At 67.7% G+C, this 17,871-nt stretch carries 20 protein-coding genes and 1 pseudogene; 12 read left to right on the forward strand and 9 right to left on the reverse strand.

The annotated features are described in order from the left end of the window. From QOI01_RS04830 to QOI01_RS04840, 3 genes are all read left to right on the forward strand, one after another. Positions 1-1,644 (forward strand): MCE family protein (locus QOI01_RS04830; RefSeq protein ID WP_526379055.1); only part of this gene is annotated, 1,644 nt, incomplete at its 5' end. Between the two features lie 54 nt (positions 1,645-1,698). Continuing rightward, a complete protein-coding gene (locus QOI01_RS04835) occupies positions 1,699-2,367 on the forward strand; it encodes an Rv1363c family protein (protein WP_526379056.1) in 669 nt (222 codons plus the stop codon). After that, positions 2,367-2,861 carry a mammalian cell entry protein gene (locus QOI01_RS04840; protein ID WP_526379057.1) on the forward strand — a complete coding sequence of 165 codons (495 nt, stop codon included), beginning with the start codon at positions 2,367-2,369 and terminating at the stop codon, positions 2,859-2,861. The genes QOI01_RS04835 and QOI01_RS04840 overlap by 1 nt, the downstream gene beginning before the upstream one ends. Here QOI01_RS04840 and QOI01_RS04845 read toward each other — a convergent pair. From QOI01_RS04845 to QOI01_RS04865, 5 genes are all read right to left on the reverse strand, one after another. Then, positions 2,848-4,323: an alpha,alpha-trehalose-phosphate synthase (UDP-forming) gene (locus tag QOI01_RS04845; protein ID WP_526379058.1), complete on the reverse strand. Its 1,476-nt coding sequence runs from the start codon at positions 4,321-4,323 to the stop codon at positions 2,848-2,850. The genes QOI01_RS04840 and QOI01_RS04845 overlap by 14 nt on opposite strands. Continuing rightward, on the reverse strand, positions 4,320-4,484 hold the full coding sequence (locus tag QOI01_RS04850) for a hypothetical protein (protein ID WP_526379059.1): 165 nt from the start codon (positions 4,482-4,484) through the stop codon (positions 4,320-4,322). The genes QOI01_RS04845 and QOI01_RS04850 overlap by 4 nt, the downstream gene beginning before the upstream one ends. A 46-nt stretch (positions 4,485-4,530) precedes the next feature. After that, positions 4,531-4,896, reverse strand: coding sequence for an intersectin-EH binding protein Ibp1 (locus QOI01_RS04855; protein WP_526379127.1), 366 nt, complete (start codon positions 4,894-4,896; stop codon positions 4,531-4,533). A 118-nt stretch (positions 4,897-5,014) separates the two neighbouring features. After that, on the reverse strand, positions 5,015-5,383 hold the full coding sequence (locus QOI01_RS04860; protein WP_526379060.1) for an intersectin-EH binding protein Ibp1: 369 nt from the start codon (positions 5,381-5,383) through the stop codon (positions 5,015-5,017). A gap of 123 nt (positions 5,384-5,506) precedes the next feature. Then, positions 5,507-5,872 (reverse strand): intersectin-EH binding protein Ibp1, encoded by a 366-nt coding sequence (locus tag QOI01_RS04865; RefSeq protein WP_526379061.1) that lies wholly within the window; start codon positions 5,870-5,872, stop codon positions 5,507-5,509. A gap of 177 nt (positions 5,873-6,049) precedes the next feature. Here QOI01_RS04865 and QOI01_RS04870 point away from each other — a divergent pair, with 177 nt between their 5' ends. Then, a complete protein-coding gene (locus QOI01_RS04870) occupies positions 6,050-6,889 on the forward strand; it encodes an SDR family oxidoreductase (RefSeq protein WP_526379062.1) in 840 nt (279 codons plus the stop codon). Here QOI01_RS04870 and QOI01_RS04875 read toward each other — a convergent pair. The 4 genes and pseudogenes from QOI01_RS04875 to QOI01_RS04890 all read right to left on the reverse strand — a co-directional run. Continuing rightward, positions 6,886-7,779, reverse strand: a complete 894-nt coding sequence (locus QOI01_RS04875; RefSeq protein ID WP_526379063.1) for an NAD(P)-dependent oxidoreductase — start codon at positions 7,777-7,779, stop codon at positions 6,886-6,888. The two genes, QOI01_RS04870 and QOI01_RS04875, sit on opposite strands and share 4 nt — an antisense overlap. 44 nt (positions 7,780-7,823) lie before the next feature. Then, entirely contained in the window at positions 7,824-8,300 is a 477-nt protein-coding gene (locus QOI01_RS04880) for a (2Fe-2S)-binding protein (RefSeq protein WP_526379064.1), read from the reverse strand. Continuing rightward, complete coding sequence (locus tag QOI01_RS04885; protein WP_526379065.1) at positions 8,293-9,168, reverse strand: FAD binding domain-containing protein; 876 nt, start codon at positions 9,166-9,168, stop codon at positions 8,293-8,295. Before QOI01_RS04885 ends, QOI01_RS04880 begins: the two co-directional genes overlap by 8 nt. Beyond that, a pseudogene (locus tag QOI01_RS04890) lies at positions 9,165-9,764 on the reverse strand (SRPBCC family protein); the annotation flags it as partial. The pseudogene QOI01_RS04890 and the gene QOI01_RS04885, both read right to left, overlap by 4 nt. Here QOI01_RS04890 and QOI01_RS04895 point away from each other — a divergent pair. The 8 genes from QOI01_RS04895 (at position 9,759) to larE (ending at position 17,834) form a co-directional block, all read left to right on the forward strand. Further along, positions 9,759-10,211, forward strand: a complete 453-nt coding sequence (locus QOI01_RS04895; RefSeq protein ID WP_526379131.1) for a hypothetical protein — start codon at positions 9,759-9,761, stop codon at positions 10,209-10,211. The pseudogene QOI01_RS04890 and the gene QOI01_RS04895 sit on opposite strands and share 6 nt — an antisense overlap. Positions 10,212-10,539: 328 nt before the next feature. Next, positions 10,540-11,799 carry an MFS transporter gene (locus QOI01_RS04900; protein WP_526379066.1) on the forward strand — a complete coding sequence of 420 codons (1,260 nt, stop codon included), beginning with the start codon at positions 10,540-10,542 and terminating at the stop codon, positions 11,797-11,799. Between the two features lie 23 nt (positions 11,800-11,822). Next, positions 11,823-13,166, forward strand: coding sequence for a hypothetical protein (locus QOI01_RS04905; protein WP_526379067.1), 1,344 nt, complete (start codon positions 11,823-11,825; stop codon positions 13,164-13,166). Between the two features lie 17 nt (positions 13,167-13,183). Further along, the gene (locus tag QOI01_RS04910) at positions 13,184-13,858 is read left to right on the forward strand and encodes a cyclase family protein (protein WP_526379068.1); all 675 of its coding nucleotides are present in this window, start codon (positions 13,184-13,186) and stop codon (positions 13,856-13,858) included. After that, the gene (locus QOI01_RS04915) at positions 13,851-15,032 is read left to right on the forward strand and encodes a DUF362 domain-containing protein (RefSeq protein ID WP_526379069.1); all 1,182 of its coding nucleotides are present in this window, start codon (positions 13,851-13,853) and stop codon (positions 15,030-15,032) included. The genes QOI01_RS04910 and QOI01_RS04915 overlap by 8 nt, the downstream gene beginning before the upstream one ends. After that, positions 15,029-16,402 carry an anthranilate synthase component I family protein gene (locus tag QOI01_RS04920; RefSeq protein ID WP_526379070.1) on the forward strand — a complete coding sequence of 458 codons (1,374 nt, stop codon included), beginning with the start codon at positions 15,029-15,031 and terminating at the stop codon, positions 16,400-16,402. Before QOI01_RS04915 ends, QOI01_RS04920 begins: the two co-directional genes overlap by 4 nt. Continuing rightward, on the forward strand, positions 16,399-17,001 hold the full coding sequence (locus QOI01_RS04925) for an anthranilate synthase component II (protein ID WP_526379071.1): 603 nt from the start codon (positions 16,399-16,401) through the stop codon (positions 16,999-17,001). The genes QOI01_RS04920 and QOI01_RS04925 overlap by 4 nt, the downstream gene beginning before the upstream one ends. Beyond that, entirely contained in the window at positions 16,998-17,834 is an 837-nt protein-coding gene (larE, locus tag QOI01_RS04930) for an ATP-dependent sacrificial sulfur transferase LarE (protein WP_526379072.1), read from the forward strand. Before QOI01_RS04925 ends, larE begins: the two co-directional genes overlap by 4 nt. The last annotated feature ends 37 nt before the right edge of the window (positions 17,835-17,871 follow it).

Consider the following 17,871-nt stretch of genomic DNA (forward strand, 5'->3'; position numbering starts at 1 on the left):
GTCGGCGCCATCTCGGCGTTCTACCTTCACCTTCCCGCCGCGGTCGGCATCGGCGCCTACCACGTCACCGCGGACTTCAAGGCCGGTGGCGGTCTGTACCAGAACGCCAACGTGACCTACCGCGGCGTCACGATCGGGCGCGTCGAAGAGGTCGGTCTGGACGACAAGGGTGTGGTGGCCAGCATGCGGCTCAACACCGACACGGAGGTTCCGGACAACGTCACGGCGACCGTCAAGAGCGTGTCGGCGGTCGGCGAGCAGTACATCGATCTGGTGCCACCGAAGGATCCGTCGAAGGGTCTGCTGCGGGACGGCTCGAATATCGGAGTCGACCGGACCGCCGTCGGCCAGGACATCGCCGCCCTGCTTACCCAGGCGGAGACGCTGGTCAACAGCGTCGGTGACACCCGGCTGCAGGATCTTCTACGTGAGACGTTCAAGGCGTTCAACGGGTCAGGACCCGAACTGGCTCGCATCATCCAGTCGTCCAGGCTGCTCATCGACGAGGCCAACCACAACTACGGGCAGATCTCCCAGCTGATCGACCAGGCCGGTCCGTTCCTCGACTCGCAGATCCAGAGCGGGGACGACATCAAGTCGCTCGCGGACGGGTTGGCGCGGTTCACCACCGAGGCTGCCCACGCCGATCCGCAGCTGCGGTCGGTGCTGCAGAACGTCCCCGGTGCGACGCAGGCGGCCAACACCACGTTCGACGGCATCAGGCCAAACTTCCCGATGCTGGCCGCCAACCTGGCCAACTTCGGCCGGATCGGCGTGATCTACCACAAGTCGATCGAGCAGGCGCTGGTGATCTTTCCCGCGCTGATGTCGGCGCTGCTGACGGTCGCCGGCGGCGTGCCCGCCGACGAGGGCGGCAAGCTCGACTTCAAGGTCGACCTCGGCGACCCGGCGCCGTGCTCGACCGGCTTCATCCCGCCGCCATTGATTCGTTCGCCTGCCGACACCACGCTGCGTGACCTGCCAACGGATCTGTACTGCAAGACGGCGCAGAACGATCCGTCGGTGGTGCGCGGCGCGCGCAACTACCCGTGCATGGAGTTCCCCGGCAAGCGGGCACCGACCGTTCAGCTGTGCCGCGATCCCCGCGGGTACGTGCCGATCGGCAACAACCCGTGGCGTGGCCCTCCGGTGCCCTACGGCACGCCGGTCACCAACGACCGGAACATCACGCCGCCCAACAAGTTCCCGAACATCCCGCCGGGTGCCGACTACGACCCCGGCCCGCCTGTTGTGCAGCTCCCGCCTGGTGTCCCGCCGGGTCCGGGGCCCGCGCCGAACGCACCCTTCCCGCTGCCCGTGCCGCCGAACGACAACGGCCCGCCGCCGCCGTTGCCGTTCTACGCGCCGCCCGACCAGATCGTGCCGCCGTACGCCAGGACGCCCCCTGAGGCGCCCGCACCGCCGGAGCCGGGACCCCTGCCTGCCGAGGCGCCGCCCCCTGCAGAGGCGCCCCCTGCCGACGCACCGCCACAGGCGAGCGGCCCGGCTGCCGCCACGTACGATTCGAAGACCGGTGTCTTCGTCGACCCCGCCGGGGGAACGGGCGTCTACGCCGATGGCATGGACAAGGTCAGCACCGCGGAGACTTGGGTGGACCTGATGCTGGATCCGAGGCAGGCGTAATTGACTAGCGATGACACGACTTCTGGCGACAACACGAGCGAGTCGCCGGAGTCGGTGACAAGGGCAACCGCGCGCAGGCGCGCGTCGCGGGCTGCGGGCCCGGCGGCCGGAGCGGTCGCTGAAGCCCCTCCGCTCGTCACCGTCGACTCACCGTCGGTCGTCAGGGTGCGGCCCGTCAGGCCGGTGGGGCCACCACCGCGCAGGCAGCCGCACCGCGCGCTGGTCGCCGGCCTCGCACTGGGGGTCACGGCAGTCCTGGTGGCGGCGCTGGCCGGGGTGGTGGCGCTGCTCGTCACCCAGCAGCGGCACGCCGAGGTGGCGGCGGCGCGTGACCAGAAGTTCGTCGACACCGCATCGCAGACCGTGGTGAACATGTTCAGCTACACCCAGAACAACATCGACGACAGCGTGAACCGGTTCGTCAACGGCATTAGCGGCCCGCTGCGCGACATGATGAGCCAGGGCAACAACGTCGAGAACCTCAAGGCGATCTTCCGGGACACGAACGCCACCTCCGAGGCCGTGATCAACGGCGCGGCGCTGGAGAAGGTCGACGACACCGCGGACAACGCCGCCGTTCTGGTGTCCGTGCGCGTGACGGTGACCGACCTCAACGGCGTCAACTCGCCGTCGAAGCCCTACCGGCTGCGGGTGATCGTGCATGAGGACGACAACGGGCACATGACGGGTTACGACCTCAAATACCCCGACGGAGGCAACTGATGGGTCGCCTGCGCGCCAGGCTGGTCGTCCTCGTCGGCATCGTCCTCGCGGCGGCGCTCATCGCGTTGGGCGGCATGGGTGGCACCCTGTACTGGAACCGCGTCGAGCGCGTCGGTGAACAGCAGGCGAGGGCCGAGCTGCCCCAGTTGGCGGCGCAGCAGATCCCCATCATCCTGGGCTTCGACTACCAGACGATCGAGCGGAGTCGTACCGACGCCTACAACCTGTTGGCTCCAGATTTCCGTCGGGAGTACGAGGACGACACCACCAAGAACGTCATACCGCAGGCTCGGATGCGTCAGATCGTCAGCCAGGTCAACGTCGTCGGCGTCGGAATGCTTGATGCGCACCGCGATTCGGGCTCGGTGATGGTGTTCATGAACCGCGTGCTCACCGACAAGACGAAGCAACCGCTGTACGACGGGAGTCGACTGCGCGTCGACTACGAGAAGGTCGGCCGCGACTGGCGGATCAAGGACATCACTCCGATTTAGGGCTGTCTGCACCCTTGGTGGTGGCCAGCGCCTCGAGGAATGAGCGCGCCCACCTGTCGACGTCGTGGGCGAGCACTTGCCGGCGCATCGCCCGCATCCGTCGTCGTCCCTCGTCAGTGGACTGGGCCAGCGCCGCCTCGATGGAGTCCTTGACACCGTCGAGATGATGCGGATTGGTGAGGTACGCCTGCCGGAGTTCGGCTGCGGCGCCGGTGAATTCGCTGAGAACCAAGGCTCCGCCGAGGTCGCTGCGGCAGGCGACGTACTCCTTGGCCACCAGGTTCATTCCGTCCCGTAGTGGCGTCACCAGCATGACGTCGGCAGCGACGAAGAAGGCGATCAGGTCATCGCGCGGTATCGCCTGGTGCAGGTAGTGCACGACGGGGTGCCCTACCTTGCCGTACTCGCCGTTGATGTGGCCGACCTGGCGCTCGATGTCCTCGCGCATCGCAATGTAGCTCTCGACGCGCTCGCGGCTGGGCGTCGCGAGCTGCACCAGCACGGTGTCCTCCGGATCGGCGCGGCCCTCGTCGAGCAGTTCCGAGAAGGCTTCCAACCGAACGTTGATGCCCTTGGTGTAGTCGAGCCGGTCGACGCCGAGCAGCACCTTGCGCGGGTTACCCAGCTCGACGCGAATCTCCTTCGCGCGCTGCCGGATCGAACGGTTGCGGGCCATGGTGTCGAGTTCGGCGGAGTCGATGGAGATCGGGAAGGCGCCGACCTTCACGGTGCGGAAGCCGACCTGGATCTCACCGAATCGCGATCGCACCCCGATCGTGGCGCGTGAGGTGTTGGCGCCGATGAGCCGCCGCGCCAGGATGAGGAAGTTCTGCGCCCCGCCCGGCAGATGGAACCCGACGAGATCGGCACCGAGGAGCCCTTCGATGATCTCGGTGCGCCACGGCATCTGCATGAAGAGCTCGACAGGCGGGAAGGGGATGTGCAGGAAGAAGCCGATGGTCAGGTCCGGCCGCAGCATCCGCAACATCTTGGGAACCAACTGCAGCTGGTAGTCCTGGATCCACACCGTTGCGCCCTCGGCCGCTGCGGCGGCCGTCGCCTCGGCGAAGCGTCGGTTCACGTCGGCGTAGCGGTCCCACCACCTGCGGTGGTAGATCGGCTTGACGATCACGTCGTGATAGAGCGGCCACAGCGTGGCGTTGGAGAAACCTTCGTAGTATTCGGCGACATCGTCGGCCGACAACCGCACCGGCCGCATCTCGAGGTCGTCCTCGAAGATCGGTTCCTCGTCGCCGTCCGTGATGCCGGGCCAGCCGATCCAGGCCCCGCGCCGCCTGCGCAACAGTGGCTCGAGCGCCGTCACCAAGCCGCCGGGGCTGCGCTTGTACGTGGTCGTGCCGTCGGGCAGCCGCTCCATGTCGATAGGCAACCGATTGGCGACGACGACGAAGTCGGACTCGCCCTCCGCGACGAAGTCGGAGTTTCCGGAGTTGGCGCTCAAGCCTCTTGCTTCGCGGGGCCGATGCCGAGCATCGAGAGGAAGACCCGACACTCGTCGGCGTCGGTCGCATACGCGGCGACTACGCGTCGGGCTTGGCGGGCGGTGCTGTCGGCCAAGGGCTCGACGTCACCGATTTCGGCGGGATCTGGTTTAGCAGCCATGACACGACTCTAGGCGACTCGTCGAGCCGCCTAGAGCACGTGGGGGTTACTGGCCGCCGTCGATGCTCGTCGGAGGCTGCACGAACTGCGGAGCGTCCTCCTGAAGGCCGATGCACTGACCGCTGTTCCCGCCCGTGCAGGGGATGCCGTCGATCGACGGCAGATCGGGATTGCCGGGGATGGTCCCGAATGCCGACGCCGGCGCGCCTCCGGTGGGCGAGTTCGGCACGGTGTGGGGCAGGCACGACCCCGAGTACAGGTCTTCCTCCTCGCCTGCGGGGCACGATGCAGCGGGTGCGCCGAGAGCGGTGAAGGGGACTGCGAACGCGGCCACCGTCGGAGCGGCGGCGACGGCAAGCGCGAATCCGCCGGCAAGGATGATTCGTTTGGCAGAGAACTCAAGGGGCGCCATGGTCACGCTTTCTGTGGTGTTACCGACATTATTGACGGCTCGTCGCGTGAATTGTATGGAAGCTGCAAGAAATCTGCACGAGTTCCACCGGTTCACTGAGCGAACGCGGCGCGTTCGCCTAGTTCGTCGAGCCGGTGACCGTCGGGCTGGAACCGACGGACGACTCGGGTGCCACGTACTGCGGTGCGTCCTCGGCCAACCCGATGCACGCCCCAGAATCGTGGCCGGTGCACGGGATGCCGTCGATTTCGGGGATGTCCGGGTTCGCGGCGTTGGTGGTGAATGGCGAGGGCGAGTTGGGCACGGCGAAGGGAACGCACTCTCCGGTGAACTGGTCCGCGTCCTCACCGGAATCGCACGCCGCCACGACTGAACCGGGGACGCCGGGCTGGAGACCGAATGCGGCCACCGCAGGAGCAGCGACGAGTGCGAGCGCGAACCCTCCGGCAAGGATGATCCGTCGTGCGGAGAACTCGGTAGGCGGCATGCTCTTGCTTTCTGTCGTCCTGCACTGCTGGTCGCGAGAATTGTAGAGAAACTGCGAGCATTCTGCGCAGATACCGTCAGTTCGCTGACCACGTGTCGTGGCGGCCGCCGCCCACGCTGGTGGCTAGTTGGTGGAACCGGTGACGGTCGGGCTCGAGCTGACGGTCGAATTCGGTTGCGCGATTGGCCCTTCGGACTGCTGCTCCTCCGAGAGGCCGATGCACTGACCCGAGTTCGCGCCGGTGCAGGGGATGCCGCTGATCTCGGGCAGTCCGCCTGGCGACGTCTGTTGCAGCGCCGGCGAGTTCGGCACCATGTCCGGGGTGCACGCATTGGTGTAGATGTCCTCGGTCTCGCCGTTCGGGCATGCCCCGAACGACGGCGCGACCGACGGAACGGCGAACGCGGCGACTGCGGGCGCTGCGGCGATCGCGACTGCGAACCCACCGGCGAGGACGAGTCGTCGTGCTGAGATCTGAACGGTTGCCATCGCCATGCCTTCTCTAGGTGGGCCCGCTACCGCCACGGGCCGACTGCTTTGCCGACAGTACGCCGCGAAACTCCGAATCACCGGTGGATCGCAGCGGCCGCAACCCCACGTGTTCTCCCGACGAGAAGCGTGGTTCTATGACGAGAACGTGTTCTAGTTCTCTCGTGAGGGGCAATGGTGCAGCTTTCGTTGGAGGATCGGACCTACATCGTCACCGGAGGTGGCAGCGGCATCGGCAAGGGCGTCGCGGCGGCCATCGTGGCGTCGGGCGGCAATGCAATGTTGGTCGGCCGCAACGCCGAGCGACTGGCCAGTGTCACCGACGAGCTCAATTCGAAGGCCGGTGACGGCGATGGGTCGGTGATCTACGAGCCCGCCGACGTCACCAATGAGGATGAGGTCGGTCCGATGGTGGAGGCCGCCACGGCATGGCACGGACGGCTGAACGGTGTAGTGCACTGCGCGGGGGGATCCGAGACGATCGGCCCGATCACCCAGGTCGACTCCGAGGCGTGGCGGCGGACCGTCGACCTCAACGTCAACGGAAGCATGTACGTGCTCAAGCACAGCGCGAGGGAAATGGTGCGCGGCGGCGGAGGGTCATTCATCGGCATCTCGTCGATCGCGGCGAGCAACACGCACCGGTGGTTCGGCGCCTACGGCGTCAGCAAGTCCGCGATCGACCACCTCATGCAGCTGGGCGCCGACGAGCTCGGGGCCTCCTCGGTGCGAGTCAACGCGATCCGCCCCGGCTTGATCCGCACGGAACTGGTTGCGCTGGTGATCGATTCGCCGGAGCTCAGCGAGGACTATCGGGTCAGCACACCACTGCCGCGGGTCGGCGAGGTCGCCGACATCGCGAACGCGGCGGTGTTCCTGCTCAGCGACGCGGCGAGCTGGATCACCGGGCAGGTCATCAACGTGGACGGGGGTCAAATGCTGCGCCGAGGACCTGACTACTCGGCGATGCTGGAGCCCGTATTCGGCGCCGACGGCCTTCGCGGCGTGGTCAGCTAAGAGCTGACCGGGTTCCTACCGCCCGACTCCCACGCCGCCAGCGCCCCGACCGCCGACCAGTCGAGACGCTCACCGCCGTTGGCGAGCAGTGTCAGGAAGCGGTCGCGCAGGAGGCTCGCGACGGGCAGTGGCACCCGTAGTTCCTCGCCCGCGGCCAGCACCAGTTGGACGTCCTTCAAGCCGAGCGGCGCGGCGAATCCTGCGGGTTCGAACTCCTCGCGCGCGATCAGATCGCCGTAGGTCTGGTACACCGGTGCGCCGAACAGCGTCGAGGTGAGGATCTCGAGGAACTGCTGCTTTTCGACGCCTGCCTTGCCGACCAGCGCCATGGCCTCGCCGAGCGATTCGATGACCGAGGCGATCAGGAAGTTGCCGCTGAGCTTGATCAGGCTGGCTGCGGTCGGATCATCGGAGACCACGAAGGTGCGCTGTCCAATGGCGTCGAATATCGGCGAAACACCTTGCACCGCAGCACTAGCGCCAGCGACGACGACGAACAACTTGGCCGCCGCCGCGGCCTCCGGCCTGCCGAACACCGGTGCAGTGACGAAGCTCTGTCCCGCCCCGGAGTGGGCTGCCGTCAGGCACTCGGCGAGCGCGACGCTGATGGTCGACGACGACACGTGCACCGCACCGTCGGCCAGGTTCGCGATGATGCCGTCCGCGCCGAATGACACCGCCTCGACGGCATCGTCGTTGGCCAGCATCGAGACGACGGCCTCGCCACCGCAGGCCTCGGCGACGGTGCGGGCGGGCCGTGCCCCTTGCGCGGTGAGTGCGTCGACCTTGTCCTTGGAGCGGTTGTACACGGTGACCGCGTGCCCGGCCTTCAGCAGGTTCGAGGCCATGCCCGAACCCATGTTTCCCAACCCGACGAATCCGATGTCCATCCGTCCAGTTCTACCCGCGTCCGTCGTATCGAAGCTGTAGGGCCTTAGCTCTGCATCTTCTCCGCTGCGAGGTGAACGGCGTTGACGATGCCCTGGTAGCCGGTGCAACGGCAGAAGTTGCCAGAAAGGCCCTCCCGGATCTCGTCGTCCGTCGGCCGGGGATTGTCGCGCAGCATCGCCGTGATCGACGTGACGAAACCCGGTGTGCAGAAGCCGCACTGCAGGCCGTGGCATTCGCGCATCGCGGCCTGGACGGGGGACAGCTGGCCGTCGGCCCCGGCGATCCCCTCGACCGTGGTCACCTCCTGGCCGTCCACCTGGACCGCAAAGATCAGGCATGACCGCACCGCCTGGCCGTCCAGCAGGACCGTGCACGCACCGCACGCCCCGTGCTCGCACCCGAGATGAGTGCCGGTCAGTCCGCAGTTCTCGCGCAGGAAGTCGGCGAGTGTGACGCGGGGTTCCACGACGCCGTCGTAGTCGCGGCCGTTGACCGACAATTGAACGGACAGTTCATGCATCGAGGGCCTCCGTGGTGGCGTCCGTCCAGGCGCGCGCCACCATCGCGGCGCCGACCCGGGTGCGATACGACGCCGAACCCCGTAGATCGGCGGGGACGTCGTCGAGTCCGGACATCGCCAGCTTCCCGATCTCCTCGGCGGTGACCTCGGTGATCGCCCGGCCCGTGACGGCGTCTTCCGCAAGGGTGGCGCGCCTCGGGGTGGACCCGAGTCCCAGAAGTCCTATGCCACAGCGGACGACGTGGTCATCGCCGTCGAGTTCGAGGGCCACCGTGGCGCCCGCGATGGCGAAGTCCCCGTGCCGCCTGGCGAATTCGTGGATGGAGAATCCGCAACGACCCGACCACACGGGGAAGTGGACCGACGTCAGAATCTCGTCGGCTTCCAGCGAGGTGGTCCACAGTCCGGAGAAGAACTCCGAAGCCGAGATCTGTCTACGCCCGCGTGACGAGGTGGCCTCCATGGATGCATCGAGAGTCAGGGCGACGGCGGCGTACTCGGTGACCGGGTCGGCATGGGCGATCGCACCGCCGAGGGTGCCGCGGGTGCGAATCTGGAAGTGCCCGATGTGCGGCGTCGACAGGGTCAGCAGGGGCACCGAGTCCGCGACTTCGTCGCCCATGCCGACGAAGGCGTGGGGAGTGGCCGCCCCGATGCGGACCCCGCCGTCCTCGAGGTCGATGCTCTGCAGTTCCGCCACCCGCGAGATGTCGACGAGGTTCTCGAAGGAGGTGAGCCGCATGGCCAGCAACGGCACCAGGCTCTGCCCGCCCGCCAGTATCTTCGAGTCGTCCCCGTACTCGTCGAGCAGTGCCACCGCCTCCTCGACGGTGTCCGGACGGTGGTACGCGAAACTCGCCGCCTTCATGACAGCAGCCGCAACAGGGCGGCGTGAAGATCGTCCGGCCGGCGCTTGCGGCGCCCCAGCAGGAATCCGATCAGGCCCGCGGCCGCGGCGGCGGCCAACGCTGGGCCGGCCCGCTTGGCCAGCGGCAGGGCCACGACCTTGAGCAGGTCAACGGAGTCCCCGGAGTCGCCTGCCGTGGCGCCTGCCGCGGACGTCGGCGCAGCCGACGGCGCCGCGCCCCCCAGCAGGTCTGCCTCGAGACTCTTGGCGAACTGGCCGATCAGGTTGGTCGACACGTCGGCCAGCACGCCCCGTCCGAACTGCGCCGCCTTGCCCGAGATGGTCAGGTCGGTGGTGATGAAGACCGTGGTGGCGTCGCCCTCGTCCTTCAACTGTGCCGTCACGACGGCGGCCGCGTTCCCGTTGCCGCGCGTCTCCTTGCCGTTGGCCTTGAGTACCACCCGCTGGGCAGCAGGGTCCTTCTCCTGAAACGCGGCTTCGCCCTTGTACGACACGGTGATCGGGCCGACCTTGACCTTGACCGCGCCGGTGAACTCGTCGCCGTCGACGGACAGCAGGGTGATAACCGCCCCAACGAGAGCGGAGACCCGATGAACACGTGCGGCATCGTTTTGAAGAAGGGCATGACCGTCGTGCTCTGCGCACTCACCGTCGCCGTCGGCGGGACGGCGCTGGCCGGCGTCGCCCAGGGGGCAACGCTCTGGGTTGGCGACTACAACGCCGTACAGAAGATCTCGGGTCAGCCGGACCAGGTGAGCATCTGGAACGTCACGTCGTCGTGTGCGTTCCTGTCCTGTGTGGCGCACGTCGCCAACAAAGCGGGCGGTTCCGACTGGATGTTCGACGGCAAGCAGTGGAATCGTCTCGCAGTCCCTCAGACCGGAGACTGCAACGGCGCGACGGTGCCCGCGAGATCTGCTCGCGAGACCCTCGTGCCGCGGGCCGACGGATCCCTCTCTGGAGAGGTGGCTTCGACGGTGGACTGCAACGGCGTGACCGTCGACATGTCGCAGGCGTTCACCCTGACTCCATTGGAACGATGACACCGGACGACTAGAGCCGAGAGCCCGTGCATCAGTGTGCGCCTGCGGACAGCCCGCGAGCCACAATCCGAGTGTCGTCGACGAGCCCTCCGGCGAGATGATCGCCGCCGCCGCCGCTTCCGGGCCCACGAGGCCGAGGCTGGCCTTCGCCTCTTCAGCGAGGCCGTCTTCGAAATCGCAGCCGGCCGCCGACCCCTTCGGCTTACCCCGCGGATAGGAAAACCTTTCCCATCGACAACTGGAATCTGACTCCCCAGCGATTACGGAACAACTGCTCGATCACAACAATTCTCCTCATGCCCAAACACACGAGGGAAGCCCAGGCCCGATGAAGAAGCTCATGGCACTGCACCGCAATGTCCGGGTCAGGATCGGGTTGGCGTTCGTCCACAAGTTGATCGACGCGATGATCCTCACCTTCATCGCGATCTACCTCGCGGCCAGCGTGGGGATCGCGACCACGGGCGCGTTGATCCTGGTGTTCGCCGTGTTCGCGGTCTTCGGCATGCTGCTCGGCGGTCATCTGTCGGAGCATTGGGGCCGTCGGCCCGTCCTCATCGTCGGGGACGTCATCGGCACCGCCTTCCTGGTGCTGATGTCCGTGGCCTACTTCGCCGACTGGGGCCCGCTCGCCGTTTACTTCAGCTACGCCATCGTCAAGTTCGGTACCAACCTCGCGCTCCCCGCCAACGACTCGACCATCATCGATGTCACCCCGCCCGAGGACCGCAAGTACGTCTATACGGTCAACTACTGGGTGATCAACCTCGCGCTCGGCGGCGGCGCACTGCTCGGCGGCTTCCTCTACGGCTCGCACTTCGGCGCGGTGATCCTGGGCGGCGCGATCGGCATGGGCTTCGCACTCCTCGTCACCGTGCTGCTGGTCGCTGAGACGAAGCCGGAGGCGACCCCGGCCGCCGCACCCGCCAAGCTCCGCGGGTGGTCCCAGTTCACCGAGGGATACCGAGTGGTGCTGCACGACTCGACATTCCGCCGGTTGATCATCGTCGCCACCCTGGTGCTGACCCTCGAAGGGCAGCTGAGCACCTCCATCGGGATCCGGCTGTCGAACGACTTCGGAGTCCAGCACGTGTTCCCCTTCGGCCACGTGGACGGCGTGCAGATGCTCGGCGTGCTCAAGGCGGTGAACACCGTCCTGGTCGTGCTGCTCGCGCTCCAGATCAACACGCTGCTGCGGCGGCTGCCCGACCGGGTCCGGCTCTATACGGGCATCCCCCTGTACGCAGGCGGCTTCGCCGTGCTGGCGATCACCGACACCGCCTGGGTGCTGCTGCTCGCCGCCGTGGTCCTGACCATCGGTGAGCTGATGAACACGCCAGTCCAACAGGGGCTGCTAGCGGAGCTCGCGCCGGAGCAGGGCCGCCCCCGGTACATGGCTGCGTACTACCTGCACATCCGGTTTGGTCAGGTCGTCAACTCGTTGCTGATCAGCCTCAGCGCGGTGCTGAGCACCAAGGGGATGGCCGGGATCTACCTGATCTTCGGCGCCGTGATCCTCGTGCAATACCGGGCGATCCTGGCCCGCCGCCCGGCGCGTGCCGCCGCCCATGCACCGCTGTCCGTCTGACTTTCCACATCTTGGAGGCAATCATGTCGGCACGTTCGAACCACGTCACCGAGGCCTACCTGGCCGAATGCGCGACTCCCAGCAGCCGGCTGCGCCACGCGCTGGCCGAGCTCGATGTGTCGGAGACCATGCGTGCGGCATGGCCGCGGCTGCTGCCCCGCCCGGTCATGGTCGACGAGGCCGAGTTCCGTGCGTTCGGCCGGGATCTCGTCACCATCTTCGACCTGGTCAGCTCACTCCCGCAGCGTTGCTTCGACGGGGACTTCGAACGGTTCCGCGCGGCCCTTGGCATCGACGACCGGCGCGGCGCCTGGATGCGCCGGCTGCTCGGCGACGGCCCGCCGCCGCTATACGGCCGGGCCGATATCTATTACGACGGCTCGTCATTCAAGCTGCTCGAGTTCAACATCGGCAGCGCGCTCGGCGGCCTGGACATGGTCGGCCCGCTGCCGAAGGCCTACCTGCGGATCCCAGCCGTCGCGGAGTTCGCCGCCGAGCACGGCCTTGGCTACCTGGACACGAGCCGGGACCTGGCCGCGGCGCTGCGCAACGCAGGTGAAGCCATCGATGCCGGCGAGCCCGTGGTCGCGGTGGTGGAGGGACCCGGCGGGATGGGCGTGTACGGACACCAGCGACGGGCGATCGCGGAGCTGCTGATCGAGCAGGGCATCGAGTGCCGGGTTGGCGAGATCGGCGACCTGACCTTCAGCGCCGGCAAACCGTACCTTCACGGCACCGGGATCGACGTGATAGTGCGCTATTACGGGCTCGAGGAGATGCTCGCGCATCCCGACGGCGAGGCTCTCATGGAGCCGGTCTTCCGGGCCCACGAGAACGGCACCGTAGTGGTGTGGACGCCGACCAACGTGTTCGGGAACAAGGGCACGCTCGCGATGCTGTCCGAGTTCGCCGAGGACACCTCGGTGTTCTCGGCGCAGGAGCGGACGGTCATCGAGCGGGTGCTGCCGTGGAGCCGCATGCTCGGCCGACGCGGCGCGGAATTGGATGAACGGTTCGTCTCCGAGTGCATGCAGCGCCGGGAGCAGCTGGTGTTCAAGCCAACTGGGCTGTTCGGCGGCGAAGGCGTCTTGATCGGACGGGAGGTGGACCCGCGCACCTGGCGGGAGGCGCTGGCGGCGAGCACGCAGACCGGCTGCCTCGTACAGGAGATCGTGCAGCCGAACGTGGAGCCGGTGATCGAACCGCAGACCGGTGCCCGCTCCGAGTGGTACGCGCTGTGGGCCGCCTTCATGACTCCGGCGGGGCTCGCCGGCGGTGGCGTGCGGGCGGTACCGCCCGGTGGCAGCACCGTCATCACGATGATCAACAACACCCAGGTCCGCAACACATGCCTCGTGACCTGCTGAGCAAGAGGAGTAGCCCGATGACCCGATTCGTCGACCTGACCCACGGCTTCTACGACGGAATGCCGTCCTACCCCGCCGACTGGTTTCCGAAGTTCGCCAGCGAGCGCACGATGACCCCGGAGACCGACCCTTACGGCACCAAGCGCACGTTCTCCTATCTGCACGTGTTTCCGCACAACGGAACGCACATGGAGTACCGGCTGCATTTCTTCCCCGGGGCGGAGGGGATTGACGAGGTGCCGCTGCACACCCTGATCGGCCGCGCCTGCGTCGCCGACCTGTCCGACAAGGGCGAGCTGGAACCGGTCACCGGCGAGGACCTTGAGCGGACGCTGCGCCCGGTGTGGCGGGAGGGTGACCGGCTGCTGGTTCGCACCGACTACCTGCGGAACAACTGGGGCCGCCCCGACTACTGGGACGTGCCGCCCTACCTGACGCCGTCAGCCGCGGAATGGGCCATCGACAACGGCGCCAGCCTGTTCGGTCTGGACTGCCTCACCGAGCGGCCCGGCGACGCCGAGTCTCCCGTGCACCACGCGCTGCTGGCGGCCGGCATCCCGCTGCTGGAGTACGTCACCAACATGCACGAGCTCACCAGGTCGGTCGTTCAGCTCGTTGCGCTGCCCATGAAGGTGGCCGGCGCCGAGGCGGCTCCCACCAGGGTCATCGCCATGGAGGACACCGATGACTGAATCGGGCCGGCCCGCGGTTGCGCTCGCTTCCGCGACCGATGACGCCGCGGTGCCCGGTGTGTTGCACCGGCTGCTCGCGCTGCTCGACGAGCCGCTGGCCGGCCTGCGTCCCGGCGCCGAGGTGCTCATCAAGCCGAACATGTTCCAGACCGCCCCTGGATTTCACGTGAGCCCGGCGCTGCTGGCCGCCATTGCTCGCGCGGTCGCCGAGCACGGGGCCCGGCCGGTGATAGCGGAGCGTACGCATGCCATCTACGAGATCTTGAATGACCACGAGGCCGCCAAGTACGCTCGCGTGGTCAGCTTCGATGACCTGCCGTTGCGCATCACCAACATTCCGGGCGCGACGTCGCTTCGGGTGCCGATCGCGGTGCCCGAGATGATCGAAGACTGCGACTACTTCATCGGGGTGCCGCAGCTGCGCACGCACGCGAGCGTCGTCTACTCCAACGCGATGAAGAACCTGGTCGGGTTGTTGCCCGGCTACACGACCCGAATCGTGCACATGGCTGGGGTCGACGAGTCCACCGTGGACCTCAACCTGATGCGCCCGCAGGATCTGGTCATCTGCGACGGAACCACGGTGATCGAGGGCAACTACCCGATGGACGGGCAAGCGCGCTCGGTGGGCTTCCTGGCGGCCAGCCGAAACGCGGTCGCCCTCGACGTCGCGGTCGGCGTGCTGGCCGGCTTCGACCCGCGCAGCGTCGCCTATCTGCGCGACGCGCACCAGCGCGGGATGGGCCCACTCGCGCTCGAGGACATCGACCTGCGTGGCACGGCGCTGACGGAGCTCGCCTTCGACATGGTCAAGGCGCCGGTCGAGATCGTTCCGCCGCGTGCCGGTATCCACGTCTACGCCGAGCATGCCTGCCCGGCGTGCAGTCGGTTCGTGGCCGCGGCCATGCGTGCCCTCGCCGATGAGCTGTGCGCTTGGGACGGAGAGATGACGATCGTCTCCGGTCCGCAGGTGCAGATGCCGCCGCTGCGCGGTGCGGTGATCCTCGTCGGCAACTGCCTCTACGAGAGCCGCGATCTCGGCATCTTCATCGAGGGTTGCCCACCACGCGCGATCCAGCTCGCCGCGTTCCGGTACGCGATGGGCAAACCGGTCGGCGACCATGAGCGCACCCAGTTCCGGGTGCCGCCACGGCTGGCGGGTGTGGCGGGATGACGATCAGTACGGTCACCTCGCCCGGTTCGGCGTTGCCCGCCGGATCGCGGCTGTACCGCCATGTCATGCCGCTGGCGACGCCGATGAACCCGGTGGCGGCGGCCGCCGCGTTGCGTACCGCCGGTCGGCTCATGCTCACCGCCGGATCCGAGGGTCGCAGCGCAACTCTGGCGGTGGGCGAGCTCGCCGTCCTCTCCCATCCGGGGGGTGCGGGCCACGCGCCGCTGGCCGACGCCGTGGATTTTCTTGCCGCGCTGGATGTTCCAGTGGGCACCCCGCCTGCCGAGACGGCCTGGTACGGCCTGTTGGGCTATGACGGGGTGCGGGACTTCGAGCGATTGCCCTGCCGTCACCCGGCGACCGATCGGCCGGTGTACGAGTTCTTCCTGCCCGAGACACTGGTCCAGTTCACTGACGGGTATGGGCAGGTGATCGGCCGCGGTCCGTCAGCCGCCGCCGCACGCGCCGCGGCCGAGCGGACCGCGAGGAGGTTGGCGGGGCTGACCGTTGCGCCGCTCGGCGTCGTCGCCGTGGGTGCCGGCCGGTTCGGCGCCAGCTACGAGGAGTACGCCGCCGCGGTCGACCGCGCAAAGCACCACATCCTCGACGGCGACGTCTTCCAACTCGTGCTGTCCATCGCCTGGACCGCACCGGCCACCGTGGACGGTCTGGCGGTCTTCGAGCGACTGACGGCGATCAATCCGTCCCCATACCACTTCTGGTACGCCGGGCCGCGGTTCGAGGCGGTCGGCGCCTCACCGGAACCGTGCTTGACGCTGCACGACGGCCGGGCGCTCATCCGTCCGCTCGCCGGAACCCGACCTCGCGGCCACGACGCCCTCGCCGATCTGCGCGCCGAAGCCGACCTGCGCTCGTCGGCCAAGGAACTGGCCGAGCACCGGATGCTCGTCGATCTCGCGCGCAACGATCTGGGCCGGGTGTGCCGGCCGGGCAGCGTCTCCGTCGAGCGGCTGATGGACGTGGAGCGCTACTCCCACGTGATGCACCTGACCTCGGACGTGCACGGCCAGATCCGCGGCGACCTGCGAACCGACGAACTCATCCGGGCAACGTTCCCGGCGGGCACCATGACCGGCACGCCCAAAGTGCGCGCCATGGAGCTCATCGACGAACTAGAGCCGACCCGGCGCTGGCTGTACTCAGGCGCGGTCGGGTCATTCGGACTGTCCCACGTCGACTTGTACCTGACGATTCGCAGCATGGTGCTGTGCGACGGAGAAATTCGCCTGCAGGCGGGAGGTGGCATCGTGCACGACTCCGAGCCGTCGGCCGAGTACGCCGAATGTCTGGCGAAGCTCGGCTCGAGTGCCCGGGCCCTTGGGATCACGATCAAGGGGGCCGCGGCATGATCTGCGTCATCGACAACTACGACTCGTTCGTATACAACCTCGTGCAGTACGCGGGAGATCTCGGCGAGGAGTGTGTCGTATACCGCAACGACGAGGTAACCGTCCAACGGGTGGCCGACCTTGCTCCCGACTTGATCCTCATCTCGCCGGGTCCCGGTGATCCGGCCGATGCAGGCATCTCCATCAAGCTGATCCAGCGGCTGGGCCACGACTTCCCGATTTTCGGAGTATGTCTCGGCCACCAAGCGATCGGCGCCGCGTTCGGCGCCCGGATCCGGCACGCCGCCGCGCCGATGCACGGTAAGTGCTCGGAGATCAGGCACGACGGAATGGGCGTCTTCGCGGGACTGCGGAACCCGCTGACGGTTGCGCGCTACCACTCCCTGGTGATCGAGGCCGACACGCTGCCGGCCGAACTGGTGGCGACCGCCTGGTCGCGGGAAGGCGAGATCATGGGGGTTCGGCACCGGACACTGCCGATCGAGGGTGTGCAGTTCCACCCCGAGTCGCTGTTCACCGAACAGGGCGTCGACATCGTCGGAAATGCGGTGCGTGGCATCCGCAGCCGGCTGGCCGCGGAGGGGGTGGGGGCCGCATGAACGCCGACCGGCTGCTGGCCCGTCTTCGATCACTCGACGGTGTGGCCGTCGCGTTTTCCGGTGGTGTCGACTCCACCCTGGTGCTGGCCGCAGCGTTGCGGGCGCTGCCGGCGAACCGGGTGCTGGCGGTGATCGCCGACTCGCCCAGCCTCGCCCGCACCGAACTCGTCGACGCGCGGCACGTTGCCGCCGATCTGGGCGCGGAGCTGGTCGAAGTGCGGGTCGCCGAGCTCGAGATTCCCGGCTACCGTGCGAATGCGGGCAACCGCTGCTATTTCTGCAAACACACCGTGCTGAGCGCCGTCAGCGAACTCGCGGTCCGGCGGGGTATCGCGCACGTGGCCACCGGTACGCATGCCGACGACCATCGGGCCGTGCACCGACCCGGTCTGCGTGCCGCCCGTGAACTGCACGTGGTCGAACCACTGGCCGATGCCGGGCTCGGCAAGCGCGAGATCCGGATGCTGGCGGCCGCGTGGTCGTTGCCCGTCGCCGACAAGCCGGCGACGCCGTGCCTGGCCTCGCGTATCGCGGTGGGAGTACCCGTCTCCATCGGTCGGCTTGGCCTGGTGGAGCGCGCCGAGATCGCGGTGCGAGCGCGGCTGGCCGGTGTCGGCGTGCAACCGCGTGATCTCCGAGTTCGGTTGCTCGGCGATGGATTTGCCATTGAGCTGGACCGGACGACGCACGCCGCGATGGAGATGTTGCCGGGGTTCACTGCCGAGGTTCTCGCTGCTTTGAATGGCCTCGGCCTGACCGGCGCCGGACGGGTGGGGACATACCGCTCTCCCACACTCGCGCCTCCCATCGGTGACACCGCGGTCACTTCGTGAGATCGTCAGCGAGACACCGGTGCCCCGCACAGCTGAA

Origin of the sequence: Mycobacterium sp., from assembly GCF_032162605.1 — a bacterium.
Taxonomy (GTDB): domain Bacteria; phylum Actinomycetota; class Actinomycetes; order Mycobacteriales; family Mycobacteriaceae; genus Mycobacterium.